This is a genomic window from Streptomyces sp. NPDC044704 (assembly GCF_056433525.1).
Genome location: NZ_JBWKGY010000005.1, coordinates 45,063 through 63,284 on the forward strand (window position 1 = coordinate 45,063; position 18,222 = coordinate 63,284).

The 18,222-nt window shown below is 73.4% G+C and carries 15 protein-coding genes and 3 tRNA genes; 8 read left to right on the forward strand and 10 right to left on the reverse strand.

What is annotated here, in order from left to right:
* Window positions 1-18 precede the first annotated feature (18 nt).
* From AC07B0_RS14030 to purS, 5 genes are all read right to left on the reverse strand, one after another.
* Window positions 19-810 (reverse strand): META domain-containing protein, encoded by a 792-nt coding sequence (locus AC07B0_RS14030; RefSeq protein ID WP_356881412.1) that lies wholly within the window; start codon window positions 808-810, stop codon window positions 19-21.
* A gap of 83 nt (window positions 811-893) precedes the next feature.
* Window positions 894-1,685 (reverse strand): maleylpyruvate isomerase family mycothiol-dependent enzyme, encoded by a 792-nt coding sequence (locus tag AC07B0_RS14035; RefSeq protein ID WP_356881414.1) that lies wholly within the window; start codon window positions 1,683-1,685, stop codon window positions 894-896.
* A 102-nt stretch (window positions 1,686-1,787) separates the two neighbouring features.
* Entirely contained in the window at window positions 1,788-4,037 is a 2,250-nt protein-coding gene (gene purL / locus AC07B0_RS14040; protein ID WP_356881416.1) for a phosphoribosylformylglycinamidine synthase subunit PurL, read from the reverse strand.
* On the reverse strand, window positions 4,034-4,738 hold the full coding sequence (purQ, locus tag AC07B0_RS14045; protein WP_356881418.1) for a phosphoribosylformylglycinamidine synthase subunit PurQ: 705 nt from the start codon (window positions 4,736-4,738) through the stop codon (window positions 4,034-4,036). Before purQ ends, purL begins: the two co-directional genes overlap by 4 nt.
* A gap of 2 nt (window positions 4,739-4,740) precedes the next feature.
* Window positions 4,741-4,986 (reverse strand): phosphoribosylformylglycinamidine synthase subunit PurS, encoded by a 246-nt coding sequence (purS, locus tag AC07B0_RS14050; protein ID WP_042801325.1) that lies wholly within the window; start codon window positions 4,984-4,986, stop codon window positions 4,741-4,743.
* A gap of 326 nt (window positions 4,987-5,312) precedes the next feature.
* On the opposite strand from purS, the gene AC07B0_RS14055 reads away from it, so the two are divergent.
* From AC07B0_RS14055 to AC07B0_RS14090, 8 genes are all read left to right on the forward strand, one after another.
* On the forward strand, window positions 5,313-5,630 hold the full coding sequence (locus tag AC07B0_RS14055) for a histone-like nucleoid-structuring protein Lsr2 (RefSeq protein ID WP_356881420.1): 318 nt from the start codon (window positions 5,313-5,315) through the stop codon (window positions 5,628-5,630).
* An 86-nt stretch (window positions 5,631-5,716) separates the two neighbouring features.
* Window positions 5,717-5,788: transfer RNA gene (locus AC07B0_RS14060), tRNA-Gly, on the forward strand.
* A gap of 79 nt (window positions 5,789-5,867) precedes the next feature.
* Window positions 5,868-5,940 (forward strand) — tRNA-Gly (locus AC07B0_RS14065).
* Window positions 5,941-6,108: 168 nt separating this feature from the next.
* Window positions 6,109-7,074, forward strand: a complete 966-nt coding sequence (locus AC07B0_RS14070; RefSeq protein WP_478898211.1) for an ABC transporter ATP-binding protein — start codon at window positions 6,109-6,111, stop codon at window positions 7,072-7,074.
* A complete protein-coding gene (locus AC07B0_RS14075) occupies window positions 7,071-7,832 on the forward strand; it encodes an ABC transporter permease (protein ID WP_356881424.1) in 762 nt (253 codons plus the stop codon). Before AC07B0_RS14070 ends, AC07B0_RS14075 begins: the two co-directional genes overlap by 4 nt.
* A 49-nt stretch (window positions 7,833-7,881) precedes the next feature.
* Window positions 7,882-9,114, forward strand: a complete 1,233-nt coding sequence (locus AC07B0_RS14080; RefSeq protein WP_356881426.1) for a sensor histidine kinase — start codon at window positions 7,882-7,884, stop codon at window positions 9,112-9,114.
* Window positions 9,111-9,722: a response regulator transcription factor gene (locus tag AC07B0_RS14085; RefSeq protein WP_356881428.1), complete on the forward strand. Its 612-nt coding sequence runs from the start codon at window positions 9,111-9,113 to the stop codon at window positions 9,720-9,722. The genes AC07B0_RS14080 and AC07B0_RS14085 overlap by 4 nt, the downstream gene beginning before the upstream one ends.
* A gap of 24 nt (window positions 9,723-9,746) precedes the next feature.
* Window positions 9,747-9,819: transfer RNA gene (locus AC07B0_RS14090), tRNA-Gly, on the forward strand.
* A 45-nt stretch (window positions 9,820-9,864) separates the two neighbouring features.
* Here the strand turns inward: AC07B0_RS14090 and AC07B0_RS14095 are convergent.
* The 5 genes from AC07B0_RS14095 to AC07B0_RS14115 all read right to left on the reverse strand — a co-directional run bounded on the left by AC07B0_RS14095 (window position 9,865) and on the right by AC07B0_RS14115 (window position 18,199).
* Window positions 9,865-10,767, reverse strand: coding sequence for a phosphoribosylaminoimidazolesuccinocarboxamide synthase (locus AC07B0_RS14095; protein ID WP_356881430.1), 903 nt, complete (start codon window positions 10,765-10,767; stop codon window positions 9,865-9,867).
* 85 nt (window positions 10,768-10,852) lie between these two features.
* Window positions 10,853-12,328, reverse strand: a complete 1,476-nt coding sequence (locus AC07B0_RS14100; RefSeq protein WP_356881432.1) for a N,N-dimethylformamidase beta subunit family domain-containing protein — start codon at window positions 12,326-12,328, stop codon at window positions 10,853-10,855.
* A gap of 213 nt (window positions 12,329-12,541) precedes the next feature.
* The gene (locus tag AC07B0_RS14105; RefSeq protein WP_469377002.1) at window positions 12,542-14,392 is read right to left on the reverse strand and encodes a M48 family metalloprotease; all 1,851 of its coding nucleotides are present in this window, start codon (window positions 14,390-14,392) and stop codon (window positions 12,542-12,544) included.
* Window positions 14,393-14,680: 288 nt separating this feature from the next.
* A complete protein-coding gene (gene purD, locus AC07B0_RS14110; protein ID WP_478898214.1) occupies window positions 14,681-15,934 on the reverse strand; it encodes a phosphoribosylamine--glycine ligase in 1,254 nt (417 codons plus the stop codon).
* Window positions 15,935-15,994: 60 nt separating this feature from the next.
* Window positions 15,995-18,199 carry a DNA polymerase III subunit gamma and tau gene (locus tag AC07B0_RS14115; RefSeq protein ID WP_469377006.1) on the reverse strand — a complete coding sequence of 735 codons (2,205 nt, stop codon included), beginning with the start codon at window positions 18,197-18,199 and terminating at the stop codon, window positions 15,995-15,997.
* Between the last annotated feature and the right edge of the window lie 23 nt (window positions 18,200-18,222).

Below are 18,222 nucleotides of genomic sequence, written 5' to 3' on the forward strand. Positions count from 1 at the left end.
GCCGCTCCGCCCGGGCGGTCATTCGACGGCCGTGGCCGCCTTCGCGCCGAGGCCCTTGCCGTCGGGAGCGGTCAGGGTCAGGGACTGGCCCTGGATCTTCCAGGCGAGCGGGCCGCTGCCGAAGAGTGCGGTCAGCGTCCGCTCGACCTCGCCCGTCGGGCCCTCGCAGGCCATCCGGGTCGCGGTGAGCGGCCCGAAGGTGACGGAGGGGCCGTCGACGGTGGCCTTGGCGCTGAACCGGTTGCAGCCGAGGCTGCCGCTCGCTGCGCCGTCGGCGGCGAGGGTGAACCGGGCCTTGCCGGCGGCCTCCGCGTCGAGGGAGGAGGCGCTCTCGCCGCTGATCAGCGAATCGACGATCCACTGGGACGCGACGAGCGGGGCGTCCGGGACCGGGGGTTTGGAGCTCATGGCGATGGTGCTCCCGTCGGCGGTCTTCAGGGTCAGCCGGTCGGGGCCGCGGTCGACGGTGAGGCGGCCCGTGAACAGCTTGGCGAAGGCCGTCTCGAACTCCATGTTCTCGCAGGCCATCGTGGTGGAGGCGCCGGGCGTGACGGTGAGGGCGGAGGCGCCGTCGGAGACGACCTTCGCCGTGAAGCCGTTGCATCCGTAGTTGCCGGTGGCCTCGTCCGGGGCCAGGTCGACGCGGGCGGCAGCGGGCGCGTGGAGGGTGCGGCCGCCGATGGTCAGGGACTCGACGGCCCAGGAGCCCGTGGGGTCGGGGAGCAGCCGGCTCCCGTTCTGCGCGGGCTGGCCGCAGGCGGCGAGGCCGAGGAGGGCCAGGCCGGTCGTGAGGTGCCTGAGGGTACGCATGCTCCTGGGACGGAGCGACCGGCCGGACGGTTCCCCCGGGGGCCCGGACGGTTTCCCCGCCGCTCCGCTCCGGCCGGCTCCGGTCAGCTCATCAGGGGCAGCAGGGCGGACAGGTCGGCCCGCTCCCCGCTGGCGCTGACCCGCGCGGAGTCCAGGGCCTCGGCCCAGCCCGTACGGCCGGTGGCCAGCCGGATCCAGGTGAGCGGGTCGGTCTCCACCACGTTGGGCGGGGTGCCGCGGGTGTGGCGGGGCCCCTCGACGCACTGGACGACCGCGAACGGCGGGATCCGTACCTCCACCGAGCCGCCGGGGGCCTTGACCGCGAGGGCGTCGGCGAGCAGCCGGGTACAGGCGGCCAGCGCCTGGCGTTCGACGGGGATCTCCAGTCCTGCGGCGCGGTTCAGGTCATCGGTGTGGACGACCAGTTCGACGGTCCGGGTGACCAGGAAGTCGGCGAGGGTCATGTCCCCGATCCACAGGTCCAGCACCCGGCCGCCGGGGTTGCGTTCCAGCTGGTCGGCCATGCGGGCGGCGGCCCGCTCGTACAGCTCGGGCAGCGGGGCGCCGTCCAGGGTCTCGCGGGCGGCCTCGGAGATCTTCCCGGCGAGGGACGCGGTGGCGAAGGGCCACTCGACGGCCGGGAGTTCGGCGACGGCGGCGGGCGGCCGGGCGAGGCCGGCGGCGAGGGAGTCGGCGATCCACGCGACGTGCGCGGCGAGGTCGGCCACGGTCCAGTCACCGAGCCCGCTGGGCCGTGCGAGCTGCTCCGGCGTGAGGTCCCGTACGGCTTCGGCGACGTGCCCGAACTGCGCGGTGACGGCCGCGCGGATCTTCGCGGGGTCGTAGGTACGCGGCTTCTTCTTCCCAGGCGGCATGGCCCTGACCCTACTCGTGGGCGGCCTTCGCCGGCCGGAACGTACGGGCCCCCGCCCGGAGGGACCGGACGGGGGCTCGTAGGTGGAGCGGGCGGGGCGGGATCAGGCGAGCAGCGCCGGGATCGTCGCCTCGTGGGCCTCGCGGAGCTCGGCCAGCGGGAGCGTGAACTCGCCCTGGACCTCGATCGCGTCACCGTCGACCACACCGATCCGGGCGGCCGGCAGGCCCCGCGCACCGCACATGTCGGTGAAGCGGAGCTCCTCGCTGCGCGGGACGGCGACGATGGCGCGGCCCGCGGACTCGGAGAACAGGAACGTGAACGCGTCCAGGCCCTCCGGCACCACGACGCGCGCGCCGTTGCCGCCGCGCAGGCAGGACTCGGTGAGCGCCTGGATGACGCCGCCGTCGGACAGGTCGTGCGCGGCGTCGACCATGCCGTCGCGCGAGGCGGAGATCAGGATCTCGCCGAGCAGCTTCTCGCGGCCCAGGTCCACCTTGGGCGGCATGCCGCCGAGGTGGTCGTGGACGACCTGGGACCAGGCCGAACCGCCGAACTCCTCGGCCGTGTCGCCCAGCAGGTACAGCAGCTGGCCGGCCTCCGCGAACGCCATCGGCGTACGGCGGTTGACGTCGTCGATCACGCCGAGGACCGCCACGACCGGGGTCGGGTGGATCGCGGTCTCGCCCGTCTGGTTGTAGAGCGAGACGTTGCCGCCGGTCACCGGGGTGCCCAGCTCCAGGCAGCCGTCGGCGAGGCCGCGGGTGGCCTCGGCGAACTGCCACATGACGTCCGGGTCCTCGGGGGAGCCGAAGTTCAGGCAGTCGGAGATCGCGAGCGGCTTCGCGCCGGTCGCCGCGACGTTGCGGTAGGCCTCGGCCAGCGCGAGCTGCGCACCCGTGTAGGGGTCGAGCTTGGCGAAGCGGCCGTTGCCGTCGGTGGCCATGGCCACGCCGAGGTTGGTCTCCTCGTCGATGCGGACCATGCCCGCGTCCTCGGGCTGCGACAGCACGGTGTTGCCCTGCACGAAGCGGTCGTACTGGTCGGTGACCCAGGACTTCGACGCCTGGTTCGGCGACGAGACCAGCGCCAGGACCTGCGCGCGGAGCTCCTCGGAGGTCTGCGGGCGGGGCAGCCGGCCGGCGTCGTCCGCCTGGAGCGCGTCCTGCCAGGAGGGGCGCGCGTAGGGGCGGTGGTAGACGGGGCCCTCGTGGGCGACGGTGCCCGGGGGCACGTCCACGATCTGCTCGCCGTGCCAGAAGATCTCCAGGCGCTCGCCTTCGGTCACCTCACCGATGACGGTGGCGATGACGTCCCACTTCTCGCAGATCTCCATGAAGCGCTCGACGTACTGCGGCTCCACGATCGCGCACATGCGCTCCTGCGACTCGCTCATGAGGATCTCCTCGGGCGAGAGCGTCGCGTCGCGCAGCGGGACGGTGTCCAGCTCGACGCGCATGCCGCCGGAACCGGCGGAGGCCAGCTCGCTCGTCGCGCAGGAGAGCCCGGCGCCGCCGAGGTCCTGGATGCCCGCGACCAGCTTCTCCTTGAAGATCTCCAGGGTGCACTCGATGAGGAGCTTCTCCTGGAAGGGGTCGCCGACCTGGACCGCCGGACGCTTGGTCGGCTTGGTGTCGTCGAAGGTCTCGGACGCGAGGACCGAGACGCCGCCGATGCCGTCGCCGCCGGTGCGGGCGCCGTAGAGGATGACCTTGTTGCCGGGGCCGGAGGCCTTGGCGAGGTGGATGTCCTCGTGCTTCATGACGCCGATGCAGCCGGCGTTCACGAGGGGGTTGCCCTGGTAGCAGGCGTCGAAGACGACCTCGCCGCCGATGTTGGGCAGGCCCAGGCAGTTGCCGTAGCCGCCGATGCCGGCGACGACGCCCGGCAGGACGCGCCTGGTGTCGGGGTGGTCGGCCGCGCCGAAGCGCAGCGGGTCCACGACGGCGACGGGGCGGGCGCCCATCGCGAGGATGTCGCGGACGATGCCGCCGATGCCCGTGGCCGCGCCCTGGTAGGGCTCGATGTACGACGGGTGGTTGTGCGACTCGACCTTGAAGGTGACCGCGTAGCCCTGGCCCACGTCGACGACGCCGGCGTTCTCGCCGATGCCGACGAGCATGGCGTCGTTCTGCGGGACCTTCTCGCCGAACTGCTTCAGGTGGACCTTGCTGCTCTTGTACGAGCAGTGCTCGGACCACATGACCGAGTACATGGCGAGCTCGGCGCCCGTGGGGCGGCGGCCGAGGATCTCGCGGATCCGGGCGTACTCGTCCTCCTTGAGGCCGAGTTCCTGCCAGGGCTGTGCCGCGTCCGGGGTCTCGGTGGCGTTCTTGACGGTGTCGAGGCTCATGCGCTGACCAGCTTCTTCAGGACCGAGGTGAAGAACGGGAGGCCGTCGGTGCGGCCCGTCCCGATCAGCGGCTCGACCGCGTGCTCGGGGTGGGGCATGAGCCCGACGACGTTGCCCGCGGCGTTGGTGACGCCGGCGATGTCGCGCAGCGAACCGTTCGGGTTGCCGGAGCCGTCAGCGGCGTCGCCGCCGACCACGTAGCGGAAGGCCACTCGGCCTTCGGCCTCCAGTTCGTCGAGCACGCGCTCGTCGGCGACGTACCGGCCGTCCATGTTCTTGAGCGGTACGGAGATCTCCTGGCCGGCGGTGTAGTCGCCGGTCCACGCGGTCTCCGTGTTCTCCACCCGCAGCTTCTGGTCGCGGCAGATGAAGTGGAGGTGGTTGTTGCGGAGCATCGCCCCCGGCAGCAGGTGGGCCTCGGTGAGGACCTGGAAGCCGTTGCAGATGCCGAGGACGGGCATGCCGCCCTTGGCCTGCTCGATGATGGTCTCCATCACCGGCGAGAAGCGGGAGATGGCCCCGGCGCGCAGGTAGTCCCCGTAGGAGAAGCCGCCCGCGAGGACGACCGCGTCGACCTGGTGCAGGTCCTTGTCGCGGTGCCACAGCGAGACCGGCTCGGCCCCCGCGAGGCGGACGGCGCGCAGCGAGTCACGGTCGTCGAGCGTTCCGGGGAACGTGACGACTCCGATGCGAGTGGTCACCCTCAGGCCTCGACCTTCACGGTGAAGTCTTCGATGACGGTGTTGGCGAGGAAGGTTTCGGCCATCTTGTGGATGCGGTCGAGGGCGGCCTGGTCGACCGGTCCCTCCACCTCCAGTTCGAAACGCTTCCCCTGGCGGACGTCGGCGATCCCATCGAAGCCCAGACGCGGCAGTGCACGCTGCACCGCCTGGCCCTGGGGGTCGAGGATCTCCGGCTTGAGCATGACGTCGACTACGACGCGTGCCACTGGCACTCCCGTGTGGTGGTTGGTGCGAAGGCGGTTCCCTCAGCGTACCCGGCCGAAATTTCTACGCGGGTAGATATCGGAAGCCCTCCGACACCCCGCCGTTTCGGCTTCACCAACGCTTCGCAAAATCCACCGGAAAACCACGCGCCCGGCATTGCGGTGGGACACGCGGGGAGAATTAACTGGGCTTCGCAATTCAATGAGAATCGCGGTACAAAGGAATCAGCCGGGATTCCGGCGGTTTGATGCATTCCACCGAAACATCCACAGACGCGACATCACCGCACGTCAGCGAGTGGTGACCGCGCACGAAGGGACCGATATCCGTGGCGCAGCGCGTAGTAGTCACGCTCTCCGACGACCTCGACGGTGGAGAAGCGGTGGAAACGGTCGTGTTCGCTCTGGACGGTAAGTCGTACGAGATCGACCTCAATGTGGCCAACGCAAAGAAACTGCGGAAGGGCCTGGCCCCCTTCGTGGCCGCCGGCCGCCGCCAGTCCCGTTCGGGGAAGGTGTTCCGTCACACAGCGGTCGCCCCGGACCCGGCGGTCGTGCGGGCCTGGGCCCGGGCCAACCAGCACGACGTGCCGCCCCGGGGGCGCATCCCCAAGCGCGTCTACGAGGCCTACAACGCAGCCCACTGAGAGCGGATTTGCCAACCACCCCCACCGATCGGCTAGTGTGTGGATCACGCCGAGGGGCCAGCCGGAAGGCCGGAACCCGAAGTCGTGCGGGTGTAGTTCAGTAGCAGAACACCCCCCTTCCAGGGGGGAGGCGCAGTGTGCAATCCCTGTCACCCGCTCTGCATCGCTTTGACGGCCACGGTTGTGGATCAGGTAGAGTGATGCTCGCAGCACACGGCACTCGTGCCGTGCAAGCATGCGGACGTAGCTCAGTTGGTAGAGCACCACCTTGCCAAGGTGGATGTCGCGCGTTCGAGTCGCGTCGTCCGCTCAGCGAACGAAGGCCCCGATCATTGATCGGGGCCTTCGTCGTATGCCGTCACACCACTTTCCCCCGTCTTCCCGCTGTGTGTCACAGGTCACCTCCGATGACAAATGTCATCCGGGGCGATGACAGCGCGCACTGACCGGCCGGTCCGGGCGCCGCGAGGCTGGGGACATGACCGACACAGTGATCCGGGCAGAGGGACTGCGCCGCGGCTACGCCGGCGGGTTCGAGGCCGTACGGGGCGTCTCCTTCTCCGTGGCGCGCGGCGAGATCTTCGCGCTGCTCGGCACCAACGGGGCGGGCAAGACCTCCACGGTGGAACTCCTGGAGGGGCTGACCGCGCCGACCGGCGGGCAGGTCCGCGTCTTCGGCCTGGACCCGTACGCCCGGCGGGCCGAGGTCCGGCCGCGGACCGGCGTCATGCTCCAGGAGGGCGGCTTCCCCTCGGACCTGTCGGTCGCCGAGACCGTCCGGATGTGGAGCGGGGTCACCTCCGGTGCCCGCCCGGCCGGGGAAGTGCTGGAGCTGGTCGGCCTGGGCGGGCGGTCCTCCGTACGGGTCAAGCAGCTGTCCGGGGGCGAGCGGCGGCGGCTCGACCTGGCGCTGGCCCTGCTCGGGCGGCCCGAGGTGCTGTTCCTGGACGAGCCCACCACCGGCATGGACCCGGAGGGGCGCCGGGACACCTGGGCCCTCGTACGGGAACTGCGGGCGCAGGGCACCACGGTGCTGCTGACCACGCACTACCTGGAGGAGGCCGAGGCCCTCGCGGACCGCCTGGCGATCCTGCACGAGGGGGAACTCGTCCTGACCGGCACCCCCGCCGAGGTGACCGCGACCCGGCCCTCCCGGATCCGCTTCACCCTGCCCGACGGGGTGCCCGCCGGGCGGCTGCCGCTGGGGCTGCGCGCGGCGGCGGACGGGCCCCACGTGGAGATCCGTACGGACCGCATCCAGCAGTCGCTCGGCGAACTGCTGCGGTGGGCCGAGGAAACCGGGGTGGAACTGGCCGGGCTGGACGCCCGCTCCGCCTCCCTGGAGGAGGCCTTCCTGGACATCGCGCGCAGCCGGCGCGAGGCCGCCGCGGACCACGGCGGCGAGATCAGCATCGGCAACGACGAGATGGCGGGGAACCGATGAGCACGCTGACCCTGAACCCCGGCCGGCTGGCGGCGCTCGGCCGCTCCGAGCTGACGCTGCTCGTGCGCAACCGCGCCGCGCTGAGCGTGGCCCTGCTCATGCCGCTGATGATGGTCTTCGTCCTGCGTTCTTCGCTCGACGAGGACACCGTGGGCTCGGTGGCCGAGGCCACGCTGACCGGCGGCATCGGCATGGTGCTCGTCCTCGTCGTCTACATGAACCTGGTCTCCGCCTACGTCGCCCGGCGCGAGGAACTCGTCCTGAAGCGGCTGCGCACCGGTGAGGCCGGTGACCTGGAGATCCTCGTCGGGACCGCGCTGCCCGCCGCCGTCATCGCCCTCGCGCAGATCACCGTCCTCGCCCTGGCCGGGGCGGCCGCCCTCGGCGCGCCCCTGCCGGCCAACCCGCTGCTGCTGGCCGCGGCCGTGCTCGCGGCGCTGCCGCTGCTCGCCGGGATGGCCGCCGCGACCAGCGTCGTCACCCGCAACGTGGAGACCGCCGGGATCACGACGCTGCCGCTGTTCCTGATCACGGCGCTCGGGTCGGGGCTGTTCCTGCCGCTGGACTCGCTGCCGGACGCAGTGGCCTCGGTGTGCGAACTGCTGCCGCTCAGCGGCGTGATGACCCTCGTCCGGGCCGGCTGGAGCGGCGGCGTCGAGGGCGGGGAGATGCTGACGGCCGCGGTCACCACGCTGGCCTGGATCATGGTGACGGTGTTTGCTGTCCAGCGGTGGTTCCGCTGGGAACCGCGCCGCTAGCTCCTTCGACCAGGGGACCTGGCGCACGACCGGGGGACGTGGGAACGACGTGTCGAAGCTGACCGGATGGTGGAGGAACCGCAGCAGCGCGGGGAAGATCGAGCTGTACACGCGGTGGTCCTTCCACTCCTTCGTGCTGATCGAGAGCCTCGCCGTCCTCATCGGACTGGTGCCGGCGGGCGGCGGGGCCGTCACCGCCGCGCTGGTGCCGCCGCTGGTCGCGCAGATCGGGCTGTGCGGGCTGCTGTCCTCCCGGGCGCTGGACTGGGTACTGGGCCGGCGGGAGCGGCCGGTGCGGCTCGCGGTGGCGATGGTGGCGGTCACGTCCGCGGTCTGTCTGGCGGTGCTGGTCCTGCGGACGAGCGGGGACCTCCCCAACGAGAACGTCGCCCCGATGCTCGTGATCAACCTGGCGGGTTTCGCGTCCGGCTCGCTGACGCTGGCCCTGCGCAAGGTCCGGCACATGGCGCTGGTCACCCCGGTCGCGACGGCCGCGCTGACGAGTCTGGCCCTGGCCGCCGGACGGCCCGTGGGGGAGGCCGCCGGGCTCGGGGTGGGGCTGCTGTTCATCACGCTGCTGCTGACCATGGCCTGCGGGTTCTCCGGGTGGCTGCTGAAGACCGTGTACGAGCTGGACCACGCGCGCGAGCTCCAGGCGCAGCTGGCCGTCGCCGAGGAACGGCTGCGGTTCGGGCGGGACCTGCACGACGTGATGGGCCGCAACCTGGCGGTGATCGCCCTCAAGAGCGAGCTCGCGGTACAGCTGGCGCGGCGGGAGCGCCCGGAGGCGGTGGACCAGATGATCGAGGTGCAGCGGATCGCCCGCGAGTCGCAGCGGGAGGTCCGCGACGTCGTGCGCGGTTACCGGGAGGCGGATCTCGCGGTGGAGCTGGAGGGCGCGCGCGGGGTGCTGAGCGCGGCCGGGATGGACTGCCGCGTCGAGTTCGACGCGGATGGGCGGAGCCTGCCGGCCGAGGTGCAGTCGGCGCTGGGCTGGGTGGTCCGGGAGGCGACCACGAACGTCCTGCGGCACGGGGACGCGCGCAGCTGCCTGATCCGGCTGACGGCGCCGCGGGACTCGGGCACGGTGACGCTGCTGGTGGAGAACGACGGGGCGCCCGACGCCCCGGCCGGGCCGCCCGGATCCGGGCTCGCCGGGCTGCGGGAGCGGCTGGCGGCCGTGGACGGAACCCTGCTGGCCGGGCCGGCGGACGGCGGCCGGTTCCGGCTGCGCGCCGAGGTCCCCGGTCCTGGACTGCGACGAGTGGAGGCGCGGGCGTGAATCCCGTACGAGTACTGCTGGCGGACGACGAGCACCTGATCCGGGGCGCGCTGGCCGCGCTGCTGGCCCTGGAGGACGATCTGGTGGTCGTCGCGGAGGCGGCCTCGGGGCCGGAGGCGCTGGCGATGGCGCGCGCGCACCGGCCGGACGTGGCGGTCCTGGACCTCCAGATGCCGGGCGCGGACGGTGTGAGTGTGGCCACATCGCTGCGGACGGAACTCCCCGACTGCAAGACCATGATCGTGACCAGCCACGGGCGTCCGGGTCACCTGAAGCGGGCCCTGGCCGCCGGGGTGCGGGCCTTCGCTCCGAAGACGGTGTCGGCACAGCGGCTGGCCGAGCTGATCCGGACCGTGCACGGCGGAGGCCGTTACGTGGACCCGGAGTTGGCGGCCGACGCGATCAGCGCGGGGGACTCGCCGCTGACCGCCCGGGAGGCGGAGGTCCTGGAGCTCGCGGCGGACGGGGCGCCGATCGCGGAGATCGCGGAACGGGCCTCGCTGTCGCAGGGGACCGTCCGGAACTACCTGTCCTCGGCGGCGACGAAGCTGGGGGCCGAGAACCGGCACACGGCGGTGCGTCTCGCACGCCAGCGGGGTTGGGTATAGTTGTCCTCGCGCTACGGCGCACAGGCGGACATAGCTCAGTTGGTAGAGCACCACCTTGCCAAGGTGGATGTCGCGCGTTCGAGTCGCGTTGTCCGCTCAGAAGACGAAGGCCCCGATCACCGATCGGGGCCTTCGTCGTTCCTCAGGACCAGGTCTGGCCGGTGAGCCGCTCGTACGCCTCGACGTACTTGGCGCGGGTCTGCTCGACGACGTCCTGCGGCAGCGCGGGCGGCGGGAGTTCGCCCTTGGGGTCCCAGCCGGAGGCCGGGGAGGACAGCCAGTTGCGGACGTACTGCTTGTCGAAGGAGGGCTGGGTGCGGCCCGGCTCCCACTGGTCGGCGGGCCAGAAGCGGGAGGAGTCCGGGGTGAGGACCTCGTCGGCGGCGACGAGCGTGCCGTCCCCGTCGAAGCCGAACTCGAACTTGGTGTCCGCGAGGATGATGCCGCGCTCGCGGGCGATGTCCCGGGCGCGCCCGTAGACGGCCAGGGTGGCCTGGCGCAGCAGCGCCGCCGTCTCGGGGCCGGTGGTGCGGGCGACCTCCTCGTAGGAGACGTTCTCGTCGTGCTCGCCGACGGCGGCCTTGGCGGCCGGGGTGAAGATCGGGGCGGGCAGTTCGGAGCCGTCGACGAGGCCCTCGGGGAGGCCGAGTCCGCAGACCGTACGGGTCTCCTTGTACTCGGCGAGGCCGGAGCCGGTGAGGTAGCCGCGGGCCACGCACTCGACGGGGACCATGTCGAGGTTCTGGCAGATCAGGGTGCGGCCGGCCCAGTCGGCGGGGGCGCCGGCGGGGAGGTCGGTGCTGATGACGTGGTTCGGGACGAGGTCCGCGAGCTGGTCGAACCACCACAGGGACAGCTGGGTCAGGACGCGGCCCTTGTCCGGGATCTCGGTGGGCAGCACCCAGTCGAAGGCGGACATGCGGTCGCTGGCGACCATGACGAGCCGGCCGTCCTCGTCGCGGTAGAGGTCGCGGACCTTGCCGGTGTGGAGGTGGACGAGGCCGGGCACCTGGACCGGCTCGGGCTTTTCGACGAATCCGGACACGGGGTCTCCCTGTGGTTCTGTACGAGCGCGTACTCATTCTCCCGTACGGGGCCCCGTGCCCGGCCCAGGGGGTGCCGCGGGCCCCTCAGTCGCGCTTGCAGATCCGGTCGAGGAGGTTCGCGGTCGCCCGCTGGACCCGCTCGTCGACGTGGCCGGGGCGGTCCAGGGCGGGGGACCAGGCGAAGGTGCCGGAGGCGAAGACCAGTGCCCCGCTCGGTGCCCGGTAGAGGGAGGTCTCCTGGTGGCGCTTGGCTCCCTCGCTGTCCAGGTACGGGGAGTGCGCGAGCAGGATCCGGTCCTGGTGCTCGGGGAGCTGGGTGCGCGGGAAGTACCGGTCGGCCTCGCCCGCCACGAGGCCGTCGAGCTCGTCGTTCTCGGCGGCTCCGGTGGAGTCCCAGAGCCAGTGCGTGGCGTTGCGGACGATCAGGGGGGCGGGTTCGGGGACGCGGCCCGCGTACTGGATGCCGAGCAGCTGCTGCTCGGGGCGGTCGACCTCGCGCCAGAGGCTGGGGCGGCCGGGGCCGCGGCGTTTTCGGCAGGTGAGGAGGCGGTCGGGCACTCCGGAGGGGGAGGGGCCCAGTTCGACCTGCCAGTACATGGTGTTGGCGGAGAGGAAGACGAGGGAGGTGCCGTGGTCGCGGGCCCGTTCGACGGTGCGGCGCATGGGGGCCGACCAGTACTCGTCGTGGCCGGGGAAGACGAGGCCGCGGTAGCGGGTGGGGTCGATGCGGCCCGCGTGCAGGTCGGCGGTGTCAGCGTAGGCGAGGTCGTAGCCGTAGCGCTCGGCCCAGCGGATGAAGTCGTAGGCGTGGCCGACGTGCAGGGGCAGGCCGGCGCCCGCGTACGGGCGGTCGAAGGAGACGGTGACGGCGGCGTCCCGCTCGCCGAGCAGCCGGCCGTCCTCGTCCCAGGCGTGGTAGAGGCTGGCGCCGGTACGGCCGTCCTCGGGGTAGAGGTTGTAGGCCTGCCAGGTGATGTCGGGGAGCAGCAGCAGGAGGTCGGCGGGGTGGTCGTCGCGGACGGTGAAGGGGATGTGGGAGCGGTAGCCGTCGGCGGTGGTGAGGACGGCGACGTAGGCCCCGACGGTCCAGTACGAGGGGACCTGGAGCCGCCACGAAAGCCACCAGTGGTGGCAGGAGACCGTGCGGTCGGCGGTGAGCGGGGGCGGCTGGACGATCCCCGACAGCCGTGGGCTGGTGGTGATCTTGGAGGCGCCGTCGCCGCCGTAGTGGCCGATCCGGTAGACGTCGACCGAGAACTGCTGGGGCGGGTCGACCGTGATGTGGAAGTCGATCGCCTCGCCGGGGGAGACGGCGCCGGTGGAGGCGAACCCCTTGATCTGGCGGTGCACGTCGTCGGCGGTACGGGGGCCGCCGGTGCGGGCGCGCGGGATCTGGCCGGCGGCGACCGCCGGGTCGACGTACCAGGGCACGACCTGGCCGGTGTCGTCGAAGTAGAGCTCGCTGCCCCGGAACCAGGGCAGGGGGCCCTGTCCGAAGGGGTCGTTCACCGCGTGCGCGAGCGCACCTGACTCCCAACGCCGGATCTGGTCCGCACCCATTCCGCTCCCCTCCCTCGCTCCCCCGAACGCTTCCGAATTCGCTTCCGTGGCCGACAGCTTTCGGACACCCTGCCGCCACCGGTCCCAGCACATCACATTACGCACGCACTCCGTCACCGTTCGTCGTGAATTGACGTGGCCGGAACGGGAGTGGAAGGCCAGCCCCCGCTTCGGGCGGGCGTGCGGGGGCCCGCCCGGGCCCTCGCCGGCCGGTCAGACCAGGCGGACGGGCTTCTCCGGGCGTACGCCGAGCTCCGCGAGCCAGTCGCGCAGGGGCTCCGGGTCACCGTCCTCCACGAGGGACAGCACCCGGGGCGCGAGGTCGGCGCGGCGCTCGCCGCCGACCAGCAGGACGGGGCCGTCCAGCCAGTCCAGGCCGGGGCCGGCCCCGGCCGAGTCCACCGCGGCGCAGCAGACGAGCGCCGTGACGTGGTCGGCGAGCAGGTCCCGGCCGCTGCGCGGGGGCTGGAGCGGGAACAGCGGCATCGTGTCGGCGCCCCGGGTCTTGCCGGAACCCGCGCGGGTGCCCGCGGCGTGCTCCTCGCGGGCCAGGTCGCCGCTGAGGCGCCCGGCGAGGGCCTCGGCGGCCGCGCAGTCGCCGGCCGGGTCGGTCAGGTGGGCCAGGACCCGTTCCAGGGTGGGGCCGGCGAAGACGTCCCCGGCGGGGACGGCCGGGGGCAGCGTGGCCGGGGCTGCCGGAGCGGATGCCTTCGGGCCGGACGCGGACGCGGAGGCGTAGGCGGCCGGGGCGCTCCGGGCGGAGGCGGGGTTGGCGGAGCCGGTGCGGGCGGCCGTGGCTGCGGTGGAGCCGGCGGCGCTCGTGGGGCCGGGCGCGCCGGGCGCGCCGGCGGGTGCCGGGTCGGCGGGGTTCGGGGCCGGTGCGGGCGACGGGGGGCCCGCGGGGACGGCCAGTGCGTCCAGGGCGGCGTGCAGCCGGGCCGCCTCCGTACGCCACTTGCGGTCCACGACTTCCTCCGGGTACGCCGCCCAGTCCACCGGCGACCAGTCCGGGCCGGTCTCGGCGGGGCCGCCGTGGAAGAGCCGGGCTGCCAGCAGCGAGGCGGCCTCGTCGACCGCGCCGGGCTGCTCCAGCAGGTCGCAGGCGGGGCGCTCGCCGAGGCGCGAGGTGAAGCCGTCGGCGAGCCGGTCCCGGCGGGACAGCTCGGTCAGCGCGGACACCACCCCGGCGTCGAGGTGCGCCGGCCAGCGGCCCATGCGCCAGGCGGGCAGGGCGACACGGGTCAGCAGCCGGTCCCAGCCCGCGTAGGCGAGGCCGACCTGTTCCTGGGCGACGATGCGCAGCCCGTAGTCCACACCCTGTGCACGGTCCGAGGCGGCCGCGGCCACGCCGCGTTCCATCTCGGCGGCGTCCGTCCGGCACAGCCGCAGCAGCAGCCGGGCCGGAGCGGCGATCCAGCCGAGGCCGGGGCGGCCGCCCACGTCCACCGCGGCGTCGAGCCCGCGGACGAAGCCGCGCGCGTCGGCTATGTCCGGGTGCGCGGAGGGGCCCGTACCGGCGACGACCGGGGCGAGTACGGCGCGGAGTTCGGCGACGCGCATCCACCACAGGAACGGCGAGCCGATCACCAGGACCGGTGCCGCGCCCGGCTCGGTCTCCGGCCCGGCGGATATGGCGCCCCGGCGGTGGGCCGCGTGCGTACGGTCCTCCAGCCAGCTGTCACAGTCCGGGGTGAGGGCTATGGCCGAGGGCGCGGGCACGTCCATCCGGTCGGCCAGGTCCCGCACCAGCCGGTAGAGGTCGGGCGCGGCGGCTTCCGAGAGGGGCACCGTCGGCGTCACGGCGGGGCTCGCCCGCAGCACCACCGCGGCGAAGGCCCCGCCCGCCAGCAGCACCAGCGCGGCGACCGCGCAGACGGCCAGGGTCACCACGGGCCAGGGGTCCCCGGCCAGCCGGCCCGTCATCCGGGCGGTCACCAGCACCACCGCGAGGGCGGCGGGCAGCAGTACGGCGGCCAGCGCCCTGCTGCGGACCCGCAGCACGGCGAGGGCCCGTGAACGCGCGGAGGGCGCGCCCACTTCTGCGATCGAACCGGTTCCGGACACGGCCGGACCTCACCCCCTCTGCCCTGCGGCGGCGTAGCTCACTCCCCCACTGTGACACCCGCCACTGACATCGCAATGCCGGTGGGCCATGTGCCGGAATGCTTGCGCCGCACCCTAGTTGGGGCGGGGGCGGACGTCAGGCGGTCCGGGTGACGATCACCCGATGGAATGGCTTTGGGCAAAGGTGGGTGCGTTCGAACGCGGCTGGATGCAGTCGCACGCGGACGTGCGCGCGGGCCCGGTGCGCATGTCCTGCGCGCCGGGCCCGCCTCGCCACTGCCGTGCTGGTCAGCGGCCTTCGGCTGCCTTGGCCGCAATGTCCGTACGGTGCTGCGAGCCGTCAAGCCGGATGCGCGCGACGGCCTTATACGCCTTCTCGCGGGCCTGCGCCAGATCGGAACCGGTCGCCGTCACCGACAGCACGCGGCCGCCCGCGCTGACGACGGCTTCGCCCTCGCGCCGGGTCCCGGCGTGCAGCACGTAGGCGTCGGGGGCGTCCTGCTCGGCCACCTCGGCCAGGCCCTCGATCGGGTCCCCGGTGCGGGGGGTCCCGGGGTAGTTGTGCGAGGCGATGACGACCGTGATGGCCGCCTCGTCGCGCCAGGTGAGCGGGGGCTCGGCGTGCAGGGTGCCGTTGGCGGCGCCCAGCAGCACGCCCGCGAGCGGGGTGCGGAGCCGGGCGAGGACCACCTGGGTCTCGGGGTCGCCGAAGCGGGCGTTGAACTCGATGACCCGGGTGCCGCGGCTGGTGATGGCGAGACCGGCGTAGAGGAGGCCGGAGAAGGGGGTGCCGCGGTGGCGGAGTTCGTCGACGGTGGGCTGCAGGACCAGCTCCATGACCTCGTCGACCAGCTTCGGGTCGGCCCACGGGAGCGGGGAGTACGCGCCCATGCCGCCGGTGTTGGGGCCCTCGTCGCCGTCGAGCGCGCGCTTGAAGTCCTGCGCGGGCTGGAGCGGCAGCACGGTGACGCCGTCGGTGATGGCGAAGAGGGAGACCTCGGGGCCGTCGAGGAACTCCTCGATGACGACGCGGTCGCAGGCCAGCGCGTGGGCGCGGGCCGCGGCCAGGTCCTCGGTCACCACGACGCCCTTGCCGGCCGCGAGGCCGTCGTCCTTGACGACGTAGGGCGGGCCGAAGGCGTCGAGGGCCTCGTCCACCTCTTCCGGGGTGGTGCACACGTAGCTGCGGGCGGTCGGGACCCCGGCGGCGGCCATGACGTCCTTCGCGAAGGCCTTGGACCCCTCCAGCCGGGCCGCTTCCGCGGACGGGCCGAAGACGGGGATGCCGGCCGCGCGGACGGCGTCGGCGACGCCCGCGACCAGCGGGGCCTCCGGGCCGACGACCACCAGGCCGGCGCCGAGTTCGGTGGCGAGAGCGGCGACGGCGTCGCCGTCGAGGGCGTCGACCGGGAACAGCTCCGCCACCTCGGCGATGCCGGCGTTGCCGGGGGCGCAGTAGAGCGCGGAGACGTCGGGGTCGAGGGACAGAGAGCGGCACAGGGCATGTTCGCGGGCGCCGCCGCCGATGACGAGGACCTTCACGCCGCCCAGGGTAGCCCGGACGGCGCGGCCGGTTTCGTGCGGCCACCCAACTACGGGGCGCTACTCATTCGTGTATTCCTCCACAACGGTGGCTCCGAGCTCGCGCACGATCAGGTCGTGTCCGGTCAGGGCGTTCTCCACGAGGTCGGGGTCGTCCGCCTCCGCGACGTCGTCCTCGGGGGCCACCGGCGGGGGCGCCTGCTGTACGGGGGGCTGCTGCGCGGGGGGTTCCTGGCGCGGCGGCTGCTGGTACTGCTGCTGCGGAGCGGACGCCTGGGGCGGCTGCGGGGGCGGCGGCGGGTTGTGGGCCGGGGCGGGCGGGGCCGCGTAGGAAGCCTGCGCCACGGGGGCGGCGCCGCCCGGGCCGCCGCCGTGGCCGACGACGGCGTCGATCTTCCAGTTGACCTGGAACTGCTCGGCGAGAACCGCCTTGAGGACGTCCTCGCTGCCGCTGCTGGCGAAGTTGTCGCGGGCGCCGGGGTTGGGGAAGCCGAGCTGGAGGGTGGTCCCGTCGAAGCCGGTGACCTGGGCGTTCTGGCTGAGCAGGATCCAGGTGAAACGGCGCCGGTTCTTGACGGCCTCCAGGATCCCGGGCCACATCGCCTGGACCTGGCCGGCCCCGGCGGCCATGCCCGGGGAGGGCGCGGCGGCGGCGGGCGCGGATGCCTGCGGGGCGGCGGTGGCGGTGGGGGCCGGTGCGGGGGCCGGGGTCCCGCTGCCGGGGGCGGCGGCGCTGGGCCAGGCTCCGGCGGCGGGGGCGGCCGGCGCGGCGGGGGCCGCGGGGGCCGCCGGCGGGGTGGCGGCGGCTCCGGGCCAGGCTCCGGGCGTACCGCTGCCGGGCTGCGCGGCGCCGGGCCAGGCGCCGGGGGCGGGAGCGGGAGCGGGCGCCGGGGCGGGCGGGGCCGCGGGGGCCTGGGCGGGCGGCGCGGACTGCACGGGAGCCGGGGCGGGAGCGGCCGGAGCGGGAGCCTCGTCGGCCCGTACGGCGGCGCGCGCGGCGGCGACGCCCCCGCCGGGGCCGGCCGGGGCCATGCCGTGCGCCTCGGGGGACGGTACGTAGGCCATGGCGGGCGGGGCCGCGAAGGCGGCGGCGGCGCCGGCCGGGGGTCCGCTGCGCTCCAGCCGGTCGAGGCGGGCCTGGAAGGAGCGTTCGTCGTCGAAGGCGGCGGGCAGCAGCACCCGGGCGCAGATGAGCTCCAGCTGGAGCCGCGGCGAGGTCGCGCCGCGCATCTCGGTGAGCCCGGTGTTGACCAGGTCGGCGGCGCGCGACAGTTCGGCGGCCCCGAACACGGACGCCTGGGCCTGCATCCGCTCCACGACGTCGGCCGGGGCGTCGATGAGCCCCTTCTCCCCGGCGTCGGGCACGGCGGCCAGGATCACCAGGTCGCGCAGCCGCTCCAGCAGGTCGGCGACGAAGCGGCGGGGGTCGTTGCCGCCCTCCACCACCCGGTCCACGACCTCGAAGGCGGCGGCCCCGTCCCCGGCGGCGAAGGCGTCGATGACGGAGTCGAGGAGCGACGCCTCGGTGTACCCGAGCAGGGAGGTCGCCATGGCGTACGTCACACCGTCATCGGCGGCGCCGGCCAGCAGCTGGTCCATGACGGACATGGAGTCACGCACCGAGCCGGCGCCGGCGCGCACGACGAGCGGCAGCACGCCGTCCTCGACGGTGGCGCCCTCGCGGCCGCAGACCTCGCCCAGGTAGTCCCGCAGGGTGCCGGGCGGCACCAGCCGGAACGGGTAGTGGTGGGTCCGGGAGCGGATGGTCCCGATGACCTTCTCGGGCTCGGTGGTCGCGAAGATGAACTTGAGGTGCTCCGGCGGCTCCTCGACCACCTTCAGGAGGGCGTTGAAGCCCGCCGAGGTGACCATGTGGGCCTCGTCGATGATGTAGATCTTGTAGCGGCTCGACGCGGGGCCGAAGAAGGCCTTTTCCCGCAGGTCACGGGCATCGTCCACACCACCGTGCGAGGCGGCGTCGATCTCGATGACGTCGATCGAACCCGGGCCGTTCCTGGCGAGGTCGCGGCAGGACTGGCACTCCCCGCACGGGTCGGGGGTGGGGCCCTTCTCGCAGTTCAGGCACCTGGCCAGGATGCGCGCGCTGGTCGTCTTCCCGCATCCGCGCGGACCGCTGAACAGGTACGCGTGATTGACCCGGTTGTTCCGCAGGGCCTGCATCAGCGGGACAGTGACATGCTCCTGCCCGATGACCTCGGCGAACGACTCGGGGCGGTAGCGGCGGTACAGCGCAAGGGACGACACGTCTACGAGGTTATCCGGGCCCG